Genomic DNA, 22,756 nt, shown 5'->3' with positions numbered 1-22,756 from the left:
TGGAATGTAAGCGTTATTATTCTGAGGGGAGCTGAGGATTCGCATGAAAAGCATGAGGATTACGAAACAGAGCAAGTTTGTCTTATCCATCATCTTAAGTACTTCACTCGTCTTGTCGATGTTGTCAGGGTTGTACGCCAGTTCTGCCGGAGCGGCGGCAGAGCCGGTCGAGGTATGGGTTACGACGGGCGACAAGTCCAAGTTGCTCAGTAAAGAGCCGGATATCGCATTTGGTCCGGCGGGCGGGGCAAGCCCGTATACGATTCATGTGGACGAGAATACGACTTATCAGGAAATCGACGGCTTTGGAGCGGCGTTAACCGACTCATCAGCCTGGCTATTGGGGGAGGTACTGACCGACGCAGCGCGTAATGAAGTGATGGAGCAGCTGTTCGATGTCAACCAGGGCATCGGCTTCAGCTATATTCGGCTGCCGATGGGCTCCAGCGACTTCGCCCGCTCGCACTATACGTACAACGATACGGCGGGAAATGCGGAGGATCTTCCATTAAGCCAGTTTTCAATCGATCATGACCGGCAGTATATTATTCCGGTATTAAAGCAGGCTCTGGCGATCAATCCTGAAATCAAGATCATGGGCTCTCCATGGAGCGCCCCGGCCTGGATGAAGGATAATAAGTCGCTGGCTAAAGGCAAGCTGAAACTGGAGTATTACGATGCATACGCCCGATACTTCGTAAAATTCATCCAAGCTTATGCCGCGGAAGGCATCGAGATCGATGCGGTCACGATTCAGAATGAGCCGCATCACGAAGCCGACAACTATGCCAGCATGCGCATGGAGGCGGCGGAACAGGCCGAGTTCATTAAGAACCATTTGGGCCCGGCGTTTGCGGCGGCAAATATTGATACGAAAATTGTGATTTGGGACCATAACTGGAGCGACCCGGATTATCCGATCGAGGTGCTGAACGACCCGGAGGCAAAGCGGTACATTGCGGGTTCAGCCTTTCACGGATATGCGGGAAAAGTAGAAAATCAGGCCCAGGTGCATGATTTGCATCCCGACAAAGGCATTTATTTTACGGAGAGCTCCGGCGGAGATTTCGCGCCTGTCTTCGGCGATAACTTGGCCTGGGATGTGCAGAACCTGATCATCGGCTCGACCCGCAATTGGGCGAAGACGGTGCTCAAATGGAATCTGGCTCTCGATGAGGATTACGGTCCGCGGGTGGGCGGCTGCAAGGACTGCCGCGGCGTGGTGACGGCGGATAAGCCGTCGAAGACGATAACCTCTTTGAACGAAGAATATTATGCGTTCGGGCATGCCAGCAAATTTGTGCGGCCAGGCGCGGTTCGCATCAAATCGAATACGCTCGGCAGCGGCAGCATTGAGAACGTGGCTTTTAAGAATAAAGATGGCTCTAAGGCGCTGCTCGTGCTCAATTCCGCCAAGTCACAGCGGGAGTTCACAGTGCAGTGGGGCGCGCAGAGCTTCACGTATACTCTTCCAGCTGGGGCAGTAGCTACCTTTACGTGGAACGGGGCACCGACCGGAAGCGCTGGAGTGAACCCTTACGGCCGAATCGAAGCCGAGGACTACGTGAATGCCAGCGGCATCCAGACTGGAGTGGCCGCCGATGCGGGTGGAGGCTCCTACGTGGCGCCTGCGGGCAGTGAAGGCTATATCGCCTTCGACGATGTGCAGTTCGTGGACGGAACGGCAACCGTGAAGGTCCGGGCTACGGCGGAGCAGGATGCCGCGATCGAATTCCGGCTCGGCTCGCCGCAAGGGCAGCTGCTGGGCGAGGTGCGCCTGGCGAATACCGGAGGATTGCAGAAGTGGGTGACGAAGAGCGCCGCGATTGAGCACGCTGCTGGTACCCATCCGCTGTATGTGGTGCTCAAAGGACAGGTGAATTTGAATTGGTTCCAGTTCTCATTCGAGCATAATCGCGATACGCTGAACTATTTGTCCTTTAATGGAGGCTTTGAGGAAGGCTCGCTGGAGGGCTGGGAGGAATGGATGCCGGCCGGTCAGGAAGCTGCGCATAAGGTTGAAATGGGCGATGCCCGCAGCGGCGAATACAAGCTCACCCACTGGGCGGGCCAAGCTTACGAGCAGAAAACCTACCGCACGGTGCAGGTTCCGAACGGAACTTATAAAGCCTCGGTGTGGCTCCGCAAGGGGGATAACATCGAAATTCAGCTTCAAGCGAAAAATTACGGCGGATCAGACCGCTCTGTGACGGCGAATACGGGATTCATCGGCGACTACAGGCAGTATGTGCTAGACGATATCCGAGTCACGAATGGCCAGCTGGAAATCGGTGTCCATTCGAAAGCTACGGTGGGCGAATGGGCGACCTTCGATGATTTCGAGCTGATGCCCGTGACGACGAACGCGCCTGCTGCGGGAGCGGGCTCCGGTGCCCCGGCGGTACCGGGCCAGGTCAGCGCAGGGGTGACGGGAGGATTCAATGCTGAGCTGCGGTGGGATTCCGCGGGCAGCGACGTTGCCGGCTATAAAATTTATCGTTCCGTTAAGGATATCGCTGGCGCGACAGTCATCGACGGCGCGTATGTCGATTTCGTTGAAGCGGGCATGACGGGAGCGGCCAGCCTGACCTTTACGGATCAAGGCCTTAGAGGAGACACAACGTATTATTATGTTGTGACGGCTTTTAATGATCATGGCGAATCTGGCGTGTCGCAGCAGGTCAGCATCACTACGGCTTCAGGCGCCGACACCATTCCGCCTGCTGTGCCTACGGGCCTCAAGGCGGAAGCCGGGGTAGAGCAAGTTTCCTTAAGGTGGAATTATAATCTGGACGGCGACTTCGCGAGATACCATGTGTATCAAAATGGTACCAGAATCGCATCCGTCGAGCCGGCCACTGAGTCGAGATTTGTGGCAAAAGGCTTGCAGCCTGGAGCGGAATACCGATTCGCGGTGACGGCGGTTGACCAGGCCGGCAATGAATCGGCGAAGTCCGCCGAGGTTGCGGTAATCGCGTTGTCCGCCGGCACATTAGTCCCATTCGAGAATATGGACTTCGAGCTCGGCACCTTTGCAGGATGGTCGGAGTGGCACCCGGATCAGCAGCCGATCGCTCAGTTCGTCGACAATGACAGCCCAAGAGGACAATACAAATTAACGCATTGGGGCTCAGGGAACTACATCCAATCCACATACCGCACGCTTGAGGTGCCAAACGGCAAGTACAAGGTGCAAGTATGGGCCCGCACGGGCGGAGGCCAGAACAAATTCCAGCTGGAGGTTAAAAATTACGGCGGGGAGAGTCTGGCCAGAGATATGCGCAAAGCCGACGGGGGAAGCTGGACGCCGTTCTTCCTCGACAACATCCAAGTCACGAACGGTCAGCTGGAAATCGGCGTATATTCGGACGCTAAAGGTAGCAATTGGGCCGCAATCGATGATTTCCAAGTATTCAGCTATGCGCCGTCCGCGCCAACGGGAATCAAAGCAATCGGCGGCGATCAAAGCGCTTCGCTGCAGTGGACGCGGAACACGGAATTCGACATGGCATCCTATAATGTGTATCAGGACGGCAGATTGGTGCACAATGTAACTTCGCCTACCGTAGTGATCGACGGTCTGACGAACGAACAAGCTTACATCTTTGCAGTGCGGGCGGTAGATACAGACGGAAACGAGTCGCTATCGTCCCGTTCTGTCACTGTAACGCCACGGGTCCCCGTGCCTGTGGAGAATGCGGGCTTCGAGCATGGCGACACGACGGGGTGGGACAGCTGGAACCCCGGCGGAAATGCCCAATTTGTCGATAGCGACAATCCGCGTACGGGAAATTATAAGCTCACGCATTGGGCGGGAGCCGATTACATGCAGAATACGTATCGAACGATCGGCTTGGCCAGCGCGACAGATGATACCTATCAAGCATCGATCTGGGTGAGAACCGGGGCTGACCTAAATGCCCTCCGTATGGAAATCAAGAAATACGGCGGCCCGGATTTGGAGATTGACTTAAGCTCGGCCAGTTCTTCCGATTGGGCGCTGTTCATCAGCGAACCATTTAAAATAACGAGCGGGGAAGTGGAAATCGGCTTGTTCACAGACGCCAAGGGCGGCAATTGGACGACGTTCGATGATTTCCAACTGATCCAGGTCAATCATGAGGATAGCGTACCGGTGACCGGAATTACGCTCGTCCCTAGAGAACTGACGCTGAATCTTGCGAATCATCGGACGCAGGCGCTAACGGCCGTTATTACGCCGGACAACGCTACCCACCGGGAGGTAGAGTGGAGCAGCGATAACGAGGCGGTTGCAGTCGTGAACGGCGGCGTAGTCACGGCGGTAGGCGCCGGAGTGGCGACCGTTACGGCGGCCACGGTAGATGGCGGCTATTCGGCCAGCGCAAGGGTTACGGTGGTCGCAGGCACGGTTAATCCTGATCCGTCGCCAAGTCCGACTCCGGGTTCGTCCGGGGGCAGCTCGGGAAGCTCCGTAAGCTCCGGGCAGTCCACTGGGCAGCCTGCAGACAAGGAGAGCAAGCCAACCATTAACCAGATTGGCCGTACTGCAGTGATCGGGAACTTCCCTAACCAGGCGTCATCCATCCAGGTTAGCGGAGAGCTGTTGAAGGAAGCGGCTTCCGGCGATGGGGTAATGAGACTGCTGTTGGATCTGACCGGGGCGTCCGAGTCCGGGACGCTCGACATTGAGCTGCCAGTGCAGGCGCTCTATGAGATCGCCGCGGCAACAAGCAGCCTGTCTCTCGCGTTCCAAACGAGACACGCGGAATACGAGGCGAGCTTGTCCGCCATGCTGCCAGCCGTTCAACCGGCAGACGATCAGGCTGTACTGCGGATTGAAATCGGACAAGCTGGGGATATCGCCAATTTGTTGAGCGATTCCGTAAGAAGCTCGCTGATCGCAGCTGTTCCAGCATTTAATATCCAGCTGCAATCCGGCGGGGTCAGCACCGAGGTTAACCGCTTCGGCAAGGCTTATCTCTCCCGGACATTAAAGCTGGATTCTAAGGTTGATCCGTCTAGAATGACGGGGATCGCCCTTGATCCTGCTACGGGACAAATGAGCTTTGTTCCGCTGACCGTGCTGCATACGGAAGATGGCCAGGTGCAGGCGGTGTTGAAGACGAATTATGCCGATCACCGGATCATCGCCATCCTTGCCGTTCAGGCCAAGACCTTTGCCGACGTTCAGGAGCATTGGGCTAAGGCGGATATTGAGGCTCTCTCGACGAGATTCATTATTCACGGTACGGCAAGCGGCACTTTCGATCCCCAGCAGCAGGTAACCCGCGCGGAATGGGTCTCCATGCTTGTTCGGGCGCTAGGATTGGCGCAAGAGGGAACGCAAAGCACGCATTCGTTCACCGATGTACCGGAGGCGGCATGGTATAGCGGCTCTATCCAAGCTGCCGTCGAAGCGGGTTTGATTCAAGGCTTCGCGGACGGTACCTTTAGAGCGAATGAGGCAGTCACCCGAGAGCAAATGGCGGTTACCCTGCTCAAAGCGATGGAGCTTGCGGGCGGGCCGCACAATGAGACTGCTAGCAGACTCTCGCAGCTGGCCACATTCAAGGACGTGGAGAACGTCTCTGGATGGGCTGTAGAAGCCATGTCCAAGCTGACAGGAGTGGGAATTTTTACGGGAGATGACCAGGGTCTGCTGCAGCCAAGCCGGCAAGCCTCCCGGGCGGAATCGGCTGTGGTGTTTCACAAGCTGCTGCAGGAATTAAAGTTCATAACCGAATAAATGATTTGCACTAAAAGAGCGGGTGGATGAAAATCCATCCGCTTCTTTTTTATCAGGCTTTGTTGCAGCAAGGAATATGACAATACAGCATCGAATTAGAAATATAGGTTTGGTACTTTTATTTTGGAGATGATTTCAATGGATTTAGAGCAAAGAAGGCTTTGGAATGAAAACCATAAGAAGTTAACTGAAGTCATATTAAATCCAAACGAACATGATCGAGCGATTGAGCTATTTCTCAATCACCATGCTTTGTTGTACTCAGCGAAAATGAGTAACGACTGCATAAATACTTTGGAGGATTTCGTTCTGGAGAGTTTGGAGGAAGGCACACTAAGGAAGTACCCAGTAAATGCTCCAGATACAAAGAATTCAATCGCATGGCATCTCTGGCATATTGCGAGAGTCGAGGACATGACGATGAATATTTTAGTTGCAGACAGTCAGCAGGTACTTCATTCTGATCGTTGGCTTCAAAAAATGAACATCGGATTTCCCTATAGCGGAAACAGCATGAGTGATGACGATATCGCAGAACTAAGTTCAGTTATTAATATAGACTCACTATTAGAATATAGAACAGCTGTGGGAAAACAAACCCGGCAAATAGTTTCGTCACTGCAACCAGGCGAGTTCAGAAATAAAGTTCAAAATTGTAGAGTCAAAAGGTTGTTTGATGAAAATGCCATTCTTCAAGAAGCAAGCGGTATTGCCGATTATTGGAGTAAAAAGACTATTGCCGGACTTGTGCTAATGCCAGCAACGAGACATAATTTTTTGCACTTGAATAAATGTGCCCGTATAAAGGATAAGCTGCAAAAGGAAATGAAGAAATCAAACGAATAGGCTCAACAAACTGAATACGTTAGCCTTTATTAGAATTAGAATAGACCTATAAAAGTGATTGAAATCGATTTCATTAAATTTTATAATAGAGTTAATAATGATCGAAAGTTGGGAGCTCGCGGTTATGAAGGAGAGCAAAATCATTGATGTGGCCAAGAGAGCCAATGTGTCGCCTGCTACGGTATCACGCGTGCTGAACGGCAGCAATCTCGTGAATGCAAAGACGGAGGAAAGGGTGCTGCAGGCTATCCGGGAGCTGGACTATATCCCCAATAATATGGGAAAGCAGCTTCGTTCCCGCAAAACGATGAACCTGGCGGTCGTCGTCTCCGATGTGCGCGTATCTTATTATGCGGAAATCATCAAAGGCATCGAGAACATGGCGAATTCGCTCCATTACAACGTCCTTATTTGCGATGCACAGAACGAGAAGGCGAAGGAGCGGGAGTTCCTCTCTCTGTTGATGAACCGGACGGTGGACGCTCTAATCCTTGTGACGCCGAATTTGTCGGATGAGGAGATCGCGGTCTATGCCGATAACGGGTACATGGTAGGCCTGATTGGACGGAGAATCGAGCACGCGCGCATTCCTTGTTCTTTTACGGACAATATCAAGCTAGCCCAGGAGGTGGTATTCCATCTTGTGGAGCAGGGGCATCGGAAAATCGCTTTTCTTAGCGGATATGCGGATGCGACGGACAGCATCGAACGCTTGGAGGGATATGTGAAAGCGCTTAAAACTTGCGAGATCCCGTTTGAACCCGCTTTGGTCGAGAACGGCAATTTCTCGGAGGAGGGAGGCAGCGAGGCCTTCCACAGATTGCGCAGCAGCGGGGCCGATTTTACGGCAGTGTTCGCTGCAAACGACGAGATGGCGCTTGGGGTGTATAAAGCTTGCGCCGAACTGGGTATATCCATTCCCGATCAATTGGCAGTCGCCGGGGTGGATAACATCAGGCTGACCAACTATGTTACGCCGAGGATCAGCTCGGTGGAGCAGCCGCTTTATGCCATGGGAGCCGTGCTGGCCGAGAAGCTGATCGATCAGATGAACGACAATGTGTGGGCAGAGAAACGGTGTTTTAAAGTTGATGCGAAGCTAGTGGTGAAGGAGTCTTCCAAAGGGTCGGAATAAGGGGGAATAGGATTGCTCAGTAGAAAAGATACGGGCTACTATGGGAAAATTTTTCTGGGGATGACTTTGTCGATCGTAGTTACCATCACGGTTCTTTCCGGTATTCTCTACATCAGTTTTGAACGGATTGCGCTTCAGCAGTCCTACGATCAGACGATGAACAGCCTCTCCCAGACGACGCAGGAGGCCTCGGTGATGGCGGTCACGGCTTCCACATTCGCCAAGCAAATATACAGTGATCAGCATATTGCCAATCTGTTGAATTTTGCCGATGTCAATCCGATGGAGATCTCTACGGCCGTCAGACAGCTGACCAATTACCGGGAGACTTCGCCGTTCATTGATTCGATTTACGTCTACAATGCTAAGGCGCATACGTTTTATGTCAGCACGGATATGAGTGTAGCTACGGTATTCGATGAGTCCGAGTTTTACGATCGTGAAATGCAGGAGATGCTTAGCAATCTGGAGGCCTATGAATCCTTGATGCCGATTCCCCGCAAGCTCAGCATTGAAGGGCTCGCTGGAAATATTGCCGAGAAGCAGCGGGACGTATACAGCTTCCTGTTATACGATACATTGATGCCGAAGGCGAACAGGAATGCCATTGTCGTCAATATTAAAGAAACTCAATTACATAAACATATCGATGGATCGCTGACGAGCGACCCGGCGAACACTTTCTTGCTGGATAAGGGCGGTTATCTCGTCTCCAGCAGCTGGAAATACCCTATGCTCACGGATATGAAGGGAACCTCGTATATCGACCGGGTTCTGGCCGATCCGGATTCCTCGGGCTATTTCGCCGAAGAAGTGGATGGCGTGAAATCTTTGGTTACTTACACGGAGCCGGACTACTTGGGATGGCGGTATGTCCGTATTCTCCCTTATACGGTCATCTCTGAACGCATCGACAGCCTGCGGGGGAAGACGATTGTTATTACGGTCTCCATTCTGCTTGTCGGGTTGGGCATTTCGCATTTCGTATCGCGGCGATTGTTCTCCGGGCTTAGCAAGAAGCTGTCCCGCCTAGGCAATTTAGAGGCCGAGCAGCGAAACAGCCTGCAGTCGATGAAATACGAATATTTGCGCAGGCTGCTGCACGGGGATGCCGACCGGAACCCGGATCGCGTCCAAGCCGGCTTTGCCCGTTACGGGATTGAGCTCGATCCGTACTCCCCGGTCCGCGTGCTGCTGATGACGGTGGATGACTACCGCTCCTTCATCGAAGCTTATACTGTGGAGGATCGGCAGCTGCTGCGGTTCGGCGTGCTTAATATCGCCCAGGAGATGCTGAACGAGGCCGGGTTCACGGCTGCCGCCGTCGTGCTTGGGGATGATCGCATTGCTGTTATCGTGCAATCCCGGGCCGAGGGAGCAGAGAATGAACGGGAAGCGATTCTTGAGCACGCTGGGCGGATACAAGCGGCGGTCACCCAATACTTGAAGCTGTCGATCACGGTTTCTACCAGCATGATCGGCGAGGATATCCAGTCCGTTCACGGGCTATGCCTGCAGGCGATCGAGGCATCTTTCTCCCGCGTATTCCATGGCTCAGGCAGCATTATCGATTCGGAGACCGTAGAGCTGAAGAAAGCAAAGCCTTATGAATATCCTCTGGATAAGGAGAAGCAGCTGATCGATGAGCTGTATCTCGAACGGATTTCTGCCGTAAAGGAGTTGTTCAGTGACATTATCAGGGATACGGAGAATTACTCCTATATGTCGTTCCAGCTTGCGGTATCGCATTTATCCTTCGCGCTGCAGAACGCGATTCGCACGATGGGACGGCGCCTCTCCGTTGCTGGAGAGCTGGCGATTCCTTCGATGCCGCTGTATCAGCATGAATGGAACGAGACGCTGGAGGAGTTCATGGAGCGGTACATGCATTTATTCGACCGCCTGGAGAAGCACATGGAAGAGAACAAGGGAAGAACGAGGCAGGAGGATGTTTCGGAACGGATCATGATGTTGATCGACGAGAAGTATATGGAATCAAGCCTGTCGCTGGATTTGCTTGCGGATGAGCTCGGGCTGTCGGCCGATTATATCGGGCGGATTTTCAAGCAGACGACGTCGAAGACGATTCTCAGCTATATTCAAGAGGTCCGGATGAATAAGGTGCGGGAGCTGCTGGTCGAGACTGAGGATCCGATCGGGGAAATTGCTGAACAGGCCGGATTTTCCAACAATCCGTATTTTTATAAAGCCTTCAAGAAGCATAATGGTGTAACTCCGGCCGAGTACCGCAGAATTAACGGCTGGCAGGCCGAGCAGGAGCAGGAACTGGTTTGATGGCAGTGATTGCGAATGATAGTGCAAATACAGTATGCAAAAAAAGACGCTAACCGTGGGGTTGGCGTCTTTGTCATTTCGAGCTCCCAAATTTATGACTTTCGCTCCTTCAGTTTCTGGTGCAGATCGTTCAGCTGCCGCATCAACTGCTCGTATTCCTCCAACCCGATTTGGCAGGAACGAATTTCTTCGCTGATCCTCAGCGTAATATGCGGCTTCTCCTCGAAGGCTTTGGGCTGAAGGTGGATAAATACTTTCCTTTCATCGACCTGGGAGCGCCGTTTCTGCAGCCAGCCGTTCGCCTCCATTCGGGTTAGCATAGGGGTCAATGTGCCGGTTCCGAGATCGAGCTTCTCGCCAAGCTCTTTTACGGTAATCCCATCGGTCTCCCATAGAGACAGCAGCACCAGATATTGAGGGTAGGTTAACCCGAAGGGCTGAAGCACACCGGCATAGAGCTTGTTGAATTCACTGGCTGTTTCGTATACAGCGAAGCAGAGCTGTTTTTTGAGCGTCAAAAAATCTTCCACAATGTTCACCCTGTTTATGCGTAAGTTTTATAATCTAGCGAATTGTTACAGCAAAGCGACTAAGTCCTCTTCGATTTTGCTTGGCGGGGTCGTAGGGCCGTATCTTTTGACGACGTTCCCTTCGCGGTCAACGAGGAATTTGGTGAAATTCCATTTGATCTTGCTGGATAGCATGCCCTTCTGCTGCTCCTTCAGAAACGTGAATAATGCGTCCTCGTGCTTTCCATTGACATCGACTTTGGCGAAAATCGGAAAGGTTACGCCATAGTTGATCTGGCAGAATTGCGTGGTTTCCTCGATATTATCGTATTCCTGGTTGTTGAATTGATCGCTGGGGAAGCCCAGAATGACCAATCCCTGTTCCTTGTACTTGTTGTATAACTCCTGAAGTCCGCCAAATTGAGGGGTAAACCCGCATTTACTTGCCGTGTTCACAATAATTAAAGGCCGGCCTTGGTACTCTTGAAGCGATTGTTGCTCCCCATTCGTCATTTTAACCTGGAAATCATACACGGTATTCACGGCGAATCCTCCTTAACTTAATCGTACACGATTTAATCGTACAAGATTTAGCTAGGTTTGGCAAGAGGAGAACCGTCGGGGAGTACAGGTGCAATAATATACTATGCCGAATGTCATATGCAGCTCTATAATGCAAGGTAATTTCCCTTGTAAAGGAGCTAAGGAGCGGCGCTTTATGAACATGACCTCATTTCTTATTTACTGTGCTATCGTTACGTTTACGCCCGGGCCAACCAATATTCTCATCCTGGCTGCGGTTAACCACTATGGAACGAGAAAAACGATGAAATATATCGCCGGGGCATCTCTCGCCTTTTTCCTGCTAGTTGCGGCGTCTGTTATACTGAACCATGTGCTGGCAGCGAGCTTGCCGCCATTTCTGTCCGTGGTGCGGGTGGTCGGCAGCTTATTTATGCTCTATCTCGCTTACCAAATATATAGAATGGATGTATCCAACGAAGCGGCTGGGCAGGCCATAACGTTTGCCTCCGGCTTTGCGATGCAGTTCGCCAACCCGAAGGTCGTCCTGTTTACGCTGACCGTGATTCCGGCCTATGTGATGCCTTATTATACATCGAGCCTGGTGCTGTCCGTTTTTGTCGTGATCGTATCGCTCATCGGGGTAGCAGCTTATGTCACTTGGGCGGTATTCGGTACTCTTTTCAAAAAATACATGCAAAAATATCAGAAAGCGGCGAATATCATAACAGCTTTGTTTCTAGTCTACTCTGCGTTCTTGGTGTCCGGGATCGCTGAGTTTGCAAAGGGGTGAAGGAAGTGGAGCGGTTTATATACAGGAAATCGGCGGGGATTACCGTATTATCGGCCAGCATTGCCGATTTTCAATATAAGAAGCACAGTCACGAGGAGTATGCCCTTGGCGTAACCTTGCGCGGCATTCAGGAGTATCATCTGGACGGCAGCCTGCAGTCCTCTTACCAAAACGGCGTGATGCTGTTCAACCCGGAGCAGAATCATGACGGGCGGTCACAGGAAAGGTCGGGGATTGATTATGTGATGGTTTACATTCATCCCACACTTTTTCTGGACATGTTGGGAAAAAAGGAGGTTGTCCTGTTTGATAAGCCGATCGTGTACCATGCCGGATTGCGCCAAAGCATTCTGAATTTGACGAGCGCGATTTTTAACGGCGGGCCGGAGGCGCTTTGCCATGAATTGCTGCTGGGGCTGGCGGGTCATTTTTCCGAGGTGGAAATGCGGACGGTAGCCCAGCAAGATCATGCGTTTGCTCGTAAGGCCAAAGAAGTGATCCAGAGTAATGTGGCCCAAGTATTGAAGCTGGATGATGTCAGTATGCTGTTCGGCATGTCGAAGTATCAATTCATTCGCGCGTTCAAGGCGAGTACGGGAACGTCCCCGTATCAGTATTATTTGAACTGCAAGGTGGAGCATGCCAAGCAGCTGATCGAGAAGAGCAAGGACATTTATTTGGCGGTAAGCGAGTGCGGATTCGTGGATCTAGCCCATTTAAACAGGCACTTCAAGAACATTTACGGGACGACAGCCTTCGAGTACATGTCGCATTTGGTCCCCCATAATTTGGATTGACAGCATAAAGCACCCAAGGATATAGTTGTATCGAAAAAAAATTTGCAGCGATCCTTGGATTGCTGGGTGCTAAGGAAGGTGGCGTATGAAAACTCATGCCTCTGTAGCAGGCAAGATTGCATTAAGCTTCGTCATGGTCATGGTTGTTATGCTGTTCATCTCTTTTATTTATGGGGTCATAGGCGTAGCTAGAGGGATGAACCTGGCTGAGCTGGAGGGTTCGATCGGCGAGAGCCTGCTTGTTCAGTTTATGCAAATGATTTTGTTTATAGCGAGCTCTTATGCGATGTATGCGTTCTTTGAACGGAAGAAGGGATGGGCGATCGGGCTCAGGCAACGGCGGGGAGCAGCGTATGCTCTGCATGGTGCCGTGGCGGGCGTTATTCTTATTTCAGCCTCTGCTGTCCTGATTTGGGCTTTCGGCGGGGTTTCCTGGCAGCCGTCCGAATGGGATCAGGAAATGCTGGTTCCTATGCTCAAAGGAGTCTTCCTTTTCGTCGGCGTCGCAGTCTCCGAGGAAATCTACTCCCGCGGATATATTCAAGGGCTGCTGCGCTATCATTACGGAAGCACGGCAGCTATCGTGGTGAGTTCCATTCTATTTGCGCTTCTTCATAGCCTGAATCCGGGTGTGTTCAGTTCGCCGCTGCCGCTCATCAACCTGATTATGGCTGGCGTCATTATGGCGGTGGCTCGCGAGGTTACGGGCGGTTTATGGTGGCCGATTGGACTGCACTTAACCTGGAATTACTTCCAAGGCTACATTTATGGCTTCAATGTCTCGGGTACAACACGGGATTACTCCCTGCTCCATACAGTTGATCAAGGTCCGGCTTGGCTGTCGGGAGGGAGCTTCGGCATAGAGGGGAGCGCGTTGTCTATCGTTCTATTAATCCTTGGCACCATCGCTGTGTACATGTTGTATAGGAACAAGAATAAGAAATTTGATGCAAATTCCGTAACTTCGTTATAATTTATACCTTGAAGCAGCCCTGTTTCTCTAAGAAACAGGGCTTGTTGACGCTTGGAATAGGAGCATTTTCTTGTCCGCGCGTAACCCTTCGGTTATAGTTGAGTATAGACGAATACGGTTAGACGAAAGAGGAAGATCATGGCAACAATTCACGATGTAGCACTAAGGGCGGGGGTATCGGTCACGACGGTATCTCGCGTGATGAATAACAGGGGATATATTAGCGAAACCACCCGCAGCAAAGTATTTGCCGCTATGGATGAGCTGGGATACCAGCCGAATGAGATCGCTCGTTCCTTGCTTCGCAAGCAGTCGAATATTTTAGGCCTTATTGTGCCCAGCGTATCTCATCCGTTCTTTAGCGAATTGGCGGATCGCATTGAATATTACGCCTATCTGAAGGGCTATAAAGTGCTGCTGTGCAATTCTCAGCTTGATCCTGTCAAGGAACGGGACTATATTGAAATGCTGCGCCGCAATCGAGTGGACGGGATCATTATGGGAAGCCATACGCTGGAGGTCGATGAATACCGCAATCTCCGTTCGCCGATCGTTACGTTTGATCGCCAGATCGGGGAGGATATTCCTTATATAAGCTCGGATAACTATGAAGGAGGCAGGCTGGCGACTGAAAGGCTCATCAGCCAGGGCTGTCGCAAGATTGCCCACATATGCGGCAATTTGCAGCTTGATTTGCTGGCAAATCGCAGGACGGATGCATTCAGGGATGTTGTTACGCGGCATGGTGTCGAGCATCTTATTATCCAGACGGATATGAACGTATTTGACCAAGCAAGATATGGGCAGCTGCTGCGTGAGCTGTTGATGGAGCACCCCGAAATTGACGGGATATTCGCGACAAGTGATATTATTGGGGCTTTCGCGATGAAAGAATGCGAGATTGCAGGCAAACGGGTGCCAGAGGATGTCAGAATCATCGGCTACGATGATGTGAACGCGGCGAGCTGGCTGATGCCGGAGCTGACTACCATCCGGCAGCCGATCGACGAGTTCGGAAGGATGGCGGTAGAAGTTCTTAGCAGGCAGGTAGAAGGGGAGGCGGTGGAGATCGCCAATTCACTGCCCGTGGAATTGATTGTGCGAGGTACAGCATAATATTGGATCTTAATAAACGCGTTCATTTGGCATCATCAAATGGATGCGTTTTTTTGTGGCATTCATAATCGCGAACGGGACTTTCGACAAAATCAGATAAATTTCTATAAAAGTTTATGTCAAACGATTGACATATGTTAAACGTTTGACATACAATCTTAATTGCAAGCATGCTGCAAGCGATTACAATGCGGCAAGTGATTCAAGCACCTGCCAACACCAAACACCATTTAATTGCTATTAACTTAAAAACGGGGGGAAAGCAATGAAACGATTGAATTGGTTGAGCGTGACAGTGATTTTTGTACTTATGGCAATGATTGTGTCAGCCTGTGGAGGGAGTGGCGGCAATTCTGGCAGCGGCGGTGAGGCCAGTTCCACAAGCACTAACGGAGCTAACGCATCAGGCAAAGCCGTTAAAATCTCACTACTGAACTCAAAAGGTGAAATCCAGACTCAGCTTGAAGAAGCGGCAAAGGCGTTCCATGAAGATAACCCGAATATCACCTTGGAAATCATGGCTGCTCCGGCAGGCACCTCTCCATTTGAACGGGCTTCTACCTTGTATGCTTCCGGGAATCCGCCAACGATGATGATGCTGGATACGGGAGATGTAGATAAGTTTAAGGATCGCATTCTCGACTTGAGCGAGGAGAAGTGGAATGCGGATGCGGTTGAGAACGCTACCAACTTGACGACATTTGACGGCAAGAACTATGGCTTCCCGCTAGCGATCGAAGGCTATGGGTTCATTTACAACAAAGCTGTTCTTGATGAAGCGGTTGGCGGAAGCTTTGATCCGTCTACGATCAAGACCAGAGATGATCTGGAGAACTTGTTTAAGCAGATTGAAGCGTCCGGCAAAAAGGCGCTGATCATCTCTCCAATGGATTGGTCGCTCGGCGCTCACTTCCTGCCTCTGGCTTATGCCGGACAAAATAAAGATATGGCTGAAGTAAACCAATTCATGGATTCACTGAAAGCTGGCACGGAGGATCTATCGGGTAATGCCGTACTGAATGGGCTCTTGGATACGTTCGATATGATGAGAAACTACAACATCGACAAGAAATCCCCGCTAGCGGGTGTCTATGAGCGCGGCCCTGAAGTACTTGGCAAAGGTGAAGTCGGCATTTGGTTCCAAGGCAACTGGGCATGGCCGCAAATTAAAGATTTTGACACCGCGAACGAAGCATACGGTTTCCTGCCGGTACCGATTAGCAACAACTCGGATGACTACGGCAACCAGGAAATTTCATCTGCCGTTTCCAAGCGGATCATTGTAGACAAAGAGAAGAGTACGCCTGAACAGCAGGAAGCTGCGAAGAAGTTCCTGGATTGGATCGTATATGAGGAGAAAGGTCAGGACTTCCTAGTCAACCAAGCGAGCATTATTCCGGCGTTTAAGAACATCACGATTCCGGCCGCTGATCCGCTCGGCCAGTCCATTCAGGACTACATCGCCAGAGGAAAATCCCAAGAGTCCATGAGTACTCTTCCCGCGGATCACTGGGCCAAGGTCGGTGCTTCGATGCAGAAATATTTAAATGATTCCGGCGATCGGGCTACATTGATTAAAGAAATCGAAGTGTATTGGACAAGCGTGAAGTAATCTATTTACATCAGATGACAAGATGATAGTGATGGGTAAGAGCACATCGTGTATCTTATCCATCACTATCTTCACAATGACAGAGGAAAAGAGGAATCGTTATGATCAAAGAAAAGGAATGGTGGCCACGGCTTCGGACGAGATTGCTGTTTACCGGTCCGACCTTATTCGCTTTTCTTACCGTAATGATCGTTCCATTTATATACGGTATTTATCTGACATTCACAAATTGGGACGGCATTGCGACGACGCATGCGCTGGTAGGGTTCGAAAACTATGGAAAAGTGTTTCAAGACAAGGTCTTCTGGAAGTCTTTCGGATTAACGTTGAAATATGTACTGTTTACTGTCATTTTGGTCAACGCCGTTGCCTTCTCTCTCGCCTTCGGTCTGACGAGGGGTTTGAAAGGCCAGAATATATTCCGGGCCGGATTCTTTATACCGAATCTGGTTGGCGGCATCGTGCTCGGCCTGATCTGGCAGTTTATATTTTCGAATGTTCTGGTATACGCGGGAGAGAAGGCGGGGATTCCGCTATTCAGCACAAGCTGGCTGGCTGATCCGCAGAAGGCCTTCTGGGCTCTCATCATTGTGACGATTTGGCAGTACGCCGGATATATGATGGTGATTTATATCGCTGGACTCATGAGTGTACCTAACGATATATTGGAGGCAGCGAGCATCGATGGTGCTAACGGTTGGACGAAGCTGCGGACGATGACTTTGCCGCTGATGGTTCCTTCGTTTATCGTTTGTGTATTTTTAACGCTGCAGCGCGGTTTTATGGTCTATGACGTGAACCTGTCCCTAACGAAGGGCGGCCCTTTCAAAAGCACGGAGATGGTGTCGATGCATGTCTATGAAAAAGCGTTCCTATCCCGTGATTATGGTTTGGGGCAAGCGGAAGCATTAGTCCTTTTCCTCCTTGTCGCAGTCATTACACTGCTTCAGGTGTACTTTGGGAAGAAGCTGGAGGTGGAGGCATAATGGAAACCGCTCGCAGTTCGACGTCGGTATGGATTAAGACTCTCGGATTGACATTGGTGCTGGCGCTGTTCATCTTCCCCTTTGTCTTCTTGCTTATAAATTCGTTCAAGGCCAATACGGCGATTACTTCAAATCCGCTGTCCCTGCCGCAGAACTTGGATTGGACGAACTATCGCAACGCATTTGAGAAAATGAATTATACTGCTTCGTTCATGAACTCACTGACCGTAACTATTCTAGGCGTCGCGTTAATTTCGCTTTTTGCGGCAATGACAGCGCATTACTTCGTGCGCAATCAGACTAAATTTAATCAGTATACCTTTATGATGATGGTTGCTGCGATGATTATTCCTTTCCAGGCGATTATGATTCCACTGGTCAAAATTTATGGAACGCTAAACATGCTGGACAACAAGTGGGCTCTCATCTACATGTACTTAGGATTTGGCAGCCCGCTGGCGGTGTTCATCTATCATGGATTCGTAAAGGGCGTACCCGCAGAGCTGGAGGAAGCGGCTTTGATCGATGGCTGCACGCGCACGCAAACATTTTTTCGGATCGTATTCCCGGTGCTGGCGCCGACAACCGCGACGATTTCAATCTTGAACGTGTTGTGGATCTGGAATGACTTTCTTCTGCCGTCCCTTATTCTCGTATCTCCGCATAATCGGACGCTCCCGCTGTCGACGTTCAGCTTCTACGGGACGTATTCCGTGGATTACGGGCCGTTGATGGCCGGATTGGTGCTTACTATATTACCGGTAATGCTCGTTTATCTATTCGCTCAGAGATATATCATTCAAGGGGTTATGCAGGGCTCTATTAAATAAAGGATTTGTATGGGAGGAACTATGACTACTCAGAGGACGTATTCGTTGGATCGCGCTAACGAGTTCATCAGGGATTCGAAGCATCTGCTGAAGGAAGATTACCGATTGAACTACCACCTTATGGCGGAATTCGGCTGGATGAATGATCCGAACGGATTTATTCATTATAATGGGGAATATCACTTGTTCTATCAGCATTATCCCTATAAACCGGTATGGGGACCGATGCATTGGGGCCATGCCGTCAGCCGGGATCTTGTGCACTGGAAGTATCATCCCGTGGCATTAGCGCCGGATCAAGAATATGACCGTGATGGCTGCTTCTCGGGCAGCGCGATTGTCAAGGACGGAAAGCTTGCGCTCTTGTATACGGGTCATGTAGTGACCGGTCCGAACCAGGATCAGGACTATGAGCAGGTTCAGGCACTGGCGATCTCGGAGGATGGGGTACATTTTCAGAAATATGAGGGAAATCCCATCATTGGCCGTGATCAAATTCCGGAAGGGGTTAGTCTTAAGGACTTCCGTGATCCTAAGGTGATGGAGTACAATAACCAGTACTATATGGTTCTAGGCTCGAATGATGCGCAGGGCAATGGGCTCGTACTGCTATATCGTTCGGATGATTTGCTGGGCTGGTCGTATGTTAACATATTAGCCAAAAGCGATGGCACCTTTGGCGACAACTGGGAATGCCCAGATTTGTTTCTGCTTGGGGACAAGGCTATTCTAATGATGTCTCCGCAGCGCATGCCGGCGCAGGGCGAGCAATACAACAATCTTCATTCCAATATGTATATGGTGGGTGAATTCGACTCCGCGGCTGGGACGTTCACGTTCGAGTGTTATGCCCAGGTCGACCATGGTTTCGACTTCTATGCATCCCAGTCTACGGTCGATGACCGGGGAAGACGTATTGTGATTGGCTGGATGGATATGTGGGAGCAGGACATGCCGACTCAGCAAGGCCATCATTGGGCTGGCGCGATGAGCTTGCCGCGCGTTGCAGTGCTGGATGGCGACCGGATCTTGTTCAGTCCGGTGGAAGAGATCGAGACGATGCGCAGCAATGCGTATGAGGTGGAGAATATTGGATTGAACGGGGAGCAGCAATTAGGAATATCCGGCGACAGCTATGAGCTGCAAGTCGAGTTCGACGCAGGAAACGCCGAGGAATTTGGTCTTAAGCTCCGGACGGATGCGGCAGGCCAAGAAGAGACGGTCATAGCTTATCATAAGGAAGACGGAATGCTGCTGCTCGATCGGGAGCGGGCAGGCATTGGACCTGGCGGCCAGCGTAAAGCGGCTGTACCTCTTCAGGAGGGCAAGCTATCTCTGCGGATTTTCGTGGATAAATCCTCGGTGGAGGTATTTGCTGGGGATGGGGAAGTAGTAATGACGGCACGGATTTATCCAGGCGCCGATTCCCAGGGCATTAAGCTGTTCTCGACAGGAGAGAGCAGAGTAAACATGCTCCGCAAGTGGGATATTAATCCGGTTTAGAGCATGACATTAAGGAGGCACTTGCAAATGGCGACAGTGTATACGATCGGGGAAGCTTTAATCGACTTCATTCCTGACAGGAAGGGAGTAGAGTTGAAGCAAGTGGAGAGCTTCTCGAAGGCGGCTGGCGGAGCGCCGGCAAATGTGGCGTGCGCGGTAGCCAAGCTTGGCGGCCATTCGGCGTTCATCGGCAAGCTGGGAGCGGACGCCTTCGGCGACTTTCTCGTCGAGAAGCTGGCGGCTAGCGGCGTGGATGTATCTCGCGTGCTGCGCACGAGCGAAGCAAACACTGCGCTGGCATTCGTCAGCCTCAAGGAGGACGGGGATCGGGACTTCTCCTTCTATCGCAATCCAAGCGCCGATATGCTGCTGAATGAGGAGGAGATTGGCAGCGGCTGGTTCGCGGCTGGAGACCTTCTGCACTTTTGTTCCGTGGATTTAATTGAGGCTCCGGTGAAGTATGCGCATCGAAAAGCGATTGAACTGGCAAGGCAAGCGGGCACAGTCATCAGCTTTGACCCCAATGTCAGGCTGCCTCTGTGGTCTGATGCGGAGTCATGCCGCCGGGCCATCCATGAATTTCTTTCGCTAAGCCATATCGTTAAGATCAGCGACGAGGAGCTATCCTTCATCACTGGACATGAGGATGAGAAGGAGGCGATTGCCTCGCTGTTCGTCGGAGATGTGCAGCATGTCATCTATACGCGCGGTGCTGCGGGTGCAACATGGTTCTCGCGCAACGGCCTGGAGGTGTCCGTGCCCGGTAATCGTGTGGAAGTCGCGGATACGACCGGAGCCGGCGATTCCTTCATCGGAGGTGTGCTGTATCAACTGCAGTCGGTACCGCAGCTTTTGACGCAGCTGGAGCAGCTGAGCCATGAACAGACCGAGGACGTGCTAAGGTTCGCTAATGCTGCTGCGGCCCTTACGGCGAGCCGCCCTGGAGCGATCGATGCGCTGCCGTCTTTGCAGGATGTCGAAACGTTCCTATCAAGCGCAGAAAACTAACTAGACCATGAAGACCCTGACCAATCCGGCAGGGTCTTTAAACGTCGATAGACAGACAAGGTCCCCTAAGTGTAGTATAATAATCCGTTATTGAATGCATCCATGAACAGCAGATGCACCAAGATGGAGGACATAACGTAATGAAAAAATCCATAGAAACTCATTCCCGCAACCATCTGGACTCTGATTCCCGAGTATGGCTGCTGGTTTTGGGCATTATTTTTATCGCCACAAATTTGCGAGCTCCTATCACCTCTATAGGTCCCCTAGTTGAGACCATCCGTACCGACCTAAGCATATCCAACACGCTGGCCGGATTGATCACTACGCTGCCGCTGATCGGCTTTGCACTGTTATCACCTATAGCTCCAAAGCTGGCTCGGCGTTACGGCATGCCGCTCGTTCTCTTCATTTCTGTTATACTGCTTGGCGTTGGCATCCTCATAAGATCGTCGTGGGGCATCGGGACGCTTCTGATTGGAACGGTAATTCTCGGGCTGGCTATATCCGTCTGCAACGTTCTTATGCCCAGTCTGATCAAAGAGAAATTTCCACTGCGCACCGGGCTTATGATCGGCCTATATTCGGTTTCCATGAATCTGTCAGGCGCGATCGCATCCGGGGTCAGCGTACCTGTTGCCGAAGGAGCCGGCTTGGGGTGGAAGGGTGCGCTGGCGATTTGGGCCGTGCTGGCCTTGATCGCTTCCGTGTTCTGGGCACCCCAGCTGCGGCGCGAGCGCCAGCAGGCGCATATTTCAAGGCAGCGGGACAAGCCAACCAACGTGTGGAAATCCGCACTGGCCTGGTACGTCACTTTATATATGGGATTACAATCCTTGTTATTCTACGTCGTGGTGACCTGGCTGCCAGATATCTTGAAAAGCCAAGGCATGTCAGCCGATTCGGCGGGCTGGACGCTCTCGTTCATGCAGTTGTCCGTGCTGCCGATTACCTTCATTATGCCGATTGTCGCAGGGCGCATGAAGAGCCAGGTCGGCTTGATGATCATAACGGTATCTTTTTTCTTTATAGGCATGGGCGGAATTTTGTACGGCAGCGACCGGTTGACGATGCTCTGGGTAATCATGATTGGCATTAGCTTAGGGAGTTCCTTTAGCCTGGCGATGATGCTATTCGGCCTTAGAACGAGCAATGCTTACGACGCGGCTGAATTATCCGGAATGGCCCAATCGGTCGGATACCTGCTGGCTGCAATAGGTCCAACATTCGTGGGCTACTTACATGATGCAACCCAAGGATGGCGGTGGCCAATGTTTTTCCTGATGGGGGTAGCCGTACTTGTACTTATATTCGGCGTAGCTTCCGGACGGAATCGGCTCATTGGACGGCCGCCCGTGGGTGAATCTTGATTTTAGCGCATAAGAGCGTCCCTATGTCGATGGGGACGCTCTTTAATATGGATTGAGGTTGTACGATGGCAGTAATTACAGTTTTAGTTGATGCATTGGATTTTGGTTGCTGTTCATCATCTGCATAATAATTTTACGGTTCCTGCTCACAAAGTTTAAGGAACTTTCCTGCGGGAAATACTGCTGGCCAGCGGCATAGCTGGTAACATAGGTTTCCCAGTCCGAGAAATCTGCCTTAATCGAAGAAATGACTTGACCGATATAATCCCACATTTCATTTTCCGATAAATAGCCTGCCTCTTTGCCGGCAAAGCAATTCAACATCGTCCATGAGTAGTCGTACGCTCCGATCCCTGCGGTGGAGAGGCTCCATAAATAACGGTTGACGACCATGAACTGGCGTTTTCTTCGCTCGTCCGTCAAAAGCTCGATATATCGGCTGCGCTCGTTGGCGGACAGTGTCGAAAGCTGGCAGTAATCGCGGTAATATTCGCTGCGGCGGCCCGTCTCAAGGAACCACTCGATTGTGGCGGCGAGCTTTTCTTTATCGTGAATATCCTGCTGTTTCAGGAAGCCGCGCATGCGCCCCCACATGCGATAATGCATCTTCGGGTTCATGACGAAGTAGCCGACCTCCTGGCCGATGGCGCAAAGGGAGATTACGGCGTTCACGTAAGGCATCCAGGCTTTGCGTTCCTCTGGCTTATCCATGTTCATTGGCCCAAACCCCCTG

The 22,756-nt window shown here is 51.3% G+C and carries 17 protein-coding genes; 14 read left to right on the top strand and 3 right to left on the bottom strand.

Features of this window, described 5'->3' with window-relative positions; all coding sequences use genetic code 11:
• Positions 1 to 43 precede the first annotated feature (43 nt).
• The 4 genes from ACYUJT_RS09535 (at position 44) to ACYUJT_RS09520 (ending at position 10,004) form a co-directional block, all read left to right on the top strand.
• On the top strand, positions 44 to 5,728 hold the full coding sequence (locus ACYUJT_RS09535; RefSeq protein WP_460321011.1) for an S-layer homology domain-containing protein: 5,685 nt from the start codon (positions 44 to 46) through the stop codon (positions 5,726 to 5,728).
• A gap of 138 nt (positions 5,729 to 5,866) precedes the next feature.
• The gene (locus ACYUJT_RS09530; RefSeq protein ID WP_460321010.1) at positions 5,867 to 6,574 is read left to right on the top strand and encodes a DinB family protein; all 708 of its coding nucleotides are present in this window, start codon (positions 5,867 to 5,869) and stop codon (positions 6,572 to 6,574) included.
• Positions 6,575 to 6,671: 97 nt separating this feature from the next.
• Positions 6,672 to 7,709 carry a LacI family DNA-binding transcriptional regulator gene (locus ACYUJT_RS09525; protein ID WP_460321008.1) on the top strand — a complete coding sequence of 346 codons (1,038 nt, stop codon included), beginning with the start codon at positions 6,672 to 6,674 and terminating at the stop codon, positions 7,707 to 7,709.
• Between the two features lie 12 nt (positions 7,710 to 7,721).
• A complete protein-coding gene (locus ACYUJT_RS09520) occupies positions 7,722 to 10,004 on the top strand; it encodes a helix-turn-helix domain-containing protein (RefSeq protein ID WP_460321006.1) in 2,283 nt (760 codons plus the stop codon).
• 92 nt (positions 10,005 to 10,096) lie between these two features.
• On the opposite strand, the gene ACYUJT_RS09515 is transcribed toward ACYUJT_RS09520, so the two are convergent.
• Positions 10,097 to 10,534 (bottom strand): MarR family winged helix-turn-helix transcriptional regulator, encoded by a 438-nt coding sequence (locus tag ACYUJT_RS09515; RefSeq protein ID WP_460321003.1) that lies wholly within the window; start codon positions 10,532 to 10,534, stop codon positions 10,097 to 10,099.
• A gap of 45 nt (positions 10,535 to 10,579) precedes the next feature.
• Positions 10,580 to 11,056, bottom strand: coding sequence for a glutathione peroxidase (locus ACYUJT_RS09510; RefSeq protein WP_460321001.1), 477 nt, complete (start codon positions 11,054 to 11,056; stop codon positions 10,580 to 10,582).
• A gap of 175 nt (positions 11,057 to 11,231) precedes the next feature.
• On the opposite strand from ACYUJT_RS09510, the gene ACYUJT_RS09505 reads away from it, so the two are divergent.
• The 10 genes from ACYUJT_RS09505 to ACYUJT_RS09460 all read left to right on the top strand — a co-directional run bounded on the left by ACYUJT_RS09505 (position 11,232) and on the right by ACYUJT_RS09460 (position 22,023).
• Positions 11,232 to 11,828, top strand: a complete 597-nt coding sequence (locus ACYUJT_RS09505) for a LysE family transporter (RefSeq protein ID WP_460320998.1) — start codon at positions 11,232 to 11,234, stop codon at positions 11,826 to 11,828.
• 5 nt (positions 11,829 to 11,833) lie between these two features.
• Positions 11,834 to 12,625 (top strand): helix-turn-helix domain-containing protein, encoded by a 792-nt coding sequence (locus tag ACYUJT_RS09500; protein ID WP_460320996.1) that lies wholly within the window; start codon positions 11,834 to 11,836, stop codon positions 12,623 to 12,625.
• Positions 12,626 to 12,710: 85 nt separating this feature from the next.
• A complete protein-coding gene (locus tag ACYUJT_RS09495; RefSeq protein ID WP_460320994.1) occupies positions 12,711 to 13,598 on the top strand; it encodes a lysostaphin resistance A-like protein in 888 nt (295 codons plus the stop codon).
• Positions 13,599 to 13,736: 138 nt separating this feature from the next.
• Entirely contained in the window at positions 13,737 to 14,714 is a 978-nt protein-coding gene (locus ACYUJT_RS09490; protein WP_460320992.1) for a LacI family DNA-binding transcriptional regulator, read from the top strand.
• Positions 14,715 to 14,979: 265 nt separating this feature from the next.
• Complete coding sequence (locus tag ACYUJT_RS09485; RefSeq protein WP_460320990.1) at positions 14,980 to 16,326, top strand: ABC transporter substrate-binding protein; 1,347 nt, start codon at positions 14,980 to 14,982, stop codon at positions 16,324 to 16,326.
• 101 nt (positions 16,327 to 16,427) lie between these two features.
• A complete protein-coding gene (locus ACYUJT_RS09480) occupies positions 16,428 to 17,312 on the top strand; it encodes a carbohydrate ABC transporter permease (RefSeq protein WP_460320987.1) in 885 nt (294 codons plus the stop codon).
• Positions 17,312 to 18,142 (top strand): carbohydrate ABC transporter permease, encoded by an 831-nt coding sequence (locus ACYUJT_RS09475; RefSeq protein ID WP_460320985.1) that lies wholly within the window; start codon positions 17,312 to 17,314, stop codon positions 18,140 to 18,142. Before ACYUJT_RS09480 ends, ACYUJT_RS09475 begins: the two co-directional genes overlap by 1 nt.
• A gap of 21 nt (positions 18,143 to 18,163) precedes the next feature.
• On the top strand, positions 18,164 to 19,645 hold the full coding sequence (locus ACYUJT_RS09470; RefSeq protein ID WP_460320983.1) for a glycoside hydrolase family 32 protein: 1,482 nt from the start codon (positions 18,164 to 18,166) through the stop codon (positions 19,643 to 19,645).
• A 27-nt stretch (positions 19,646 to 19,672) separates the two neighbouring features.
• Complete coding sequence (locus ACYUJT_RS09465; protein WP_460320981.1) at positions 19,673 to 20,653, top strand: carbohydrate kinase family protein; 981 nt, start codon at positions 19,673 to 19,675, stop codon at positions 20,651 to 20,653.
• 140 nt (positions 20,654 to 20,793) lie between these two features.
• Positions 20,794 to 22,023, top strand: coding sequence for a CynX/NimT family MFS transporter (locus ACYUJT_RS09460; RefSeq protein ID WP_460320979.1), 1,230 nt, complete (start codon positions 20,794 to 20,796; stop codon positions 22,021 to 22,023).
• Between the two features lie 75 nt (positions 22,024 to 22,098).
• Here ACYUJT_RS09460 and ACYUJT_RS09455 read toward each other — a convergent pair whose 3' ends face one another.
• On the bottom strand, positions 22,099 to 22,740 hold the full coding sequence (locus ACYUJT_RS09455; protein WP_460320976.1) for a DUF1266 domain-containing protein: 642 nt from the start codon (positions 22,738 to 22,740) through the stop codon (positions 22,099 to 22,101).
• Positions 22,741 to 22,756 lie beyond the last annotated feature (16 nt).

This window comes from Paenibacillus sp. YSY-4.3 (assembly GCF_054767475.1).
Note: the sequence above shows the minus strand (reverse complement) of the source record. Positions and strands in the feature narration are given on the sequence as shown.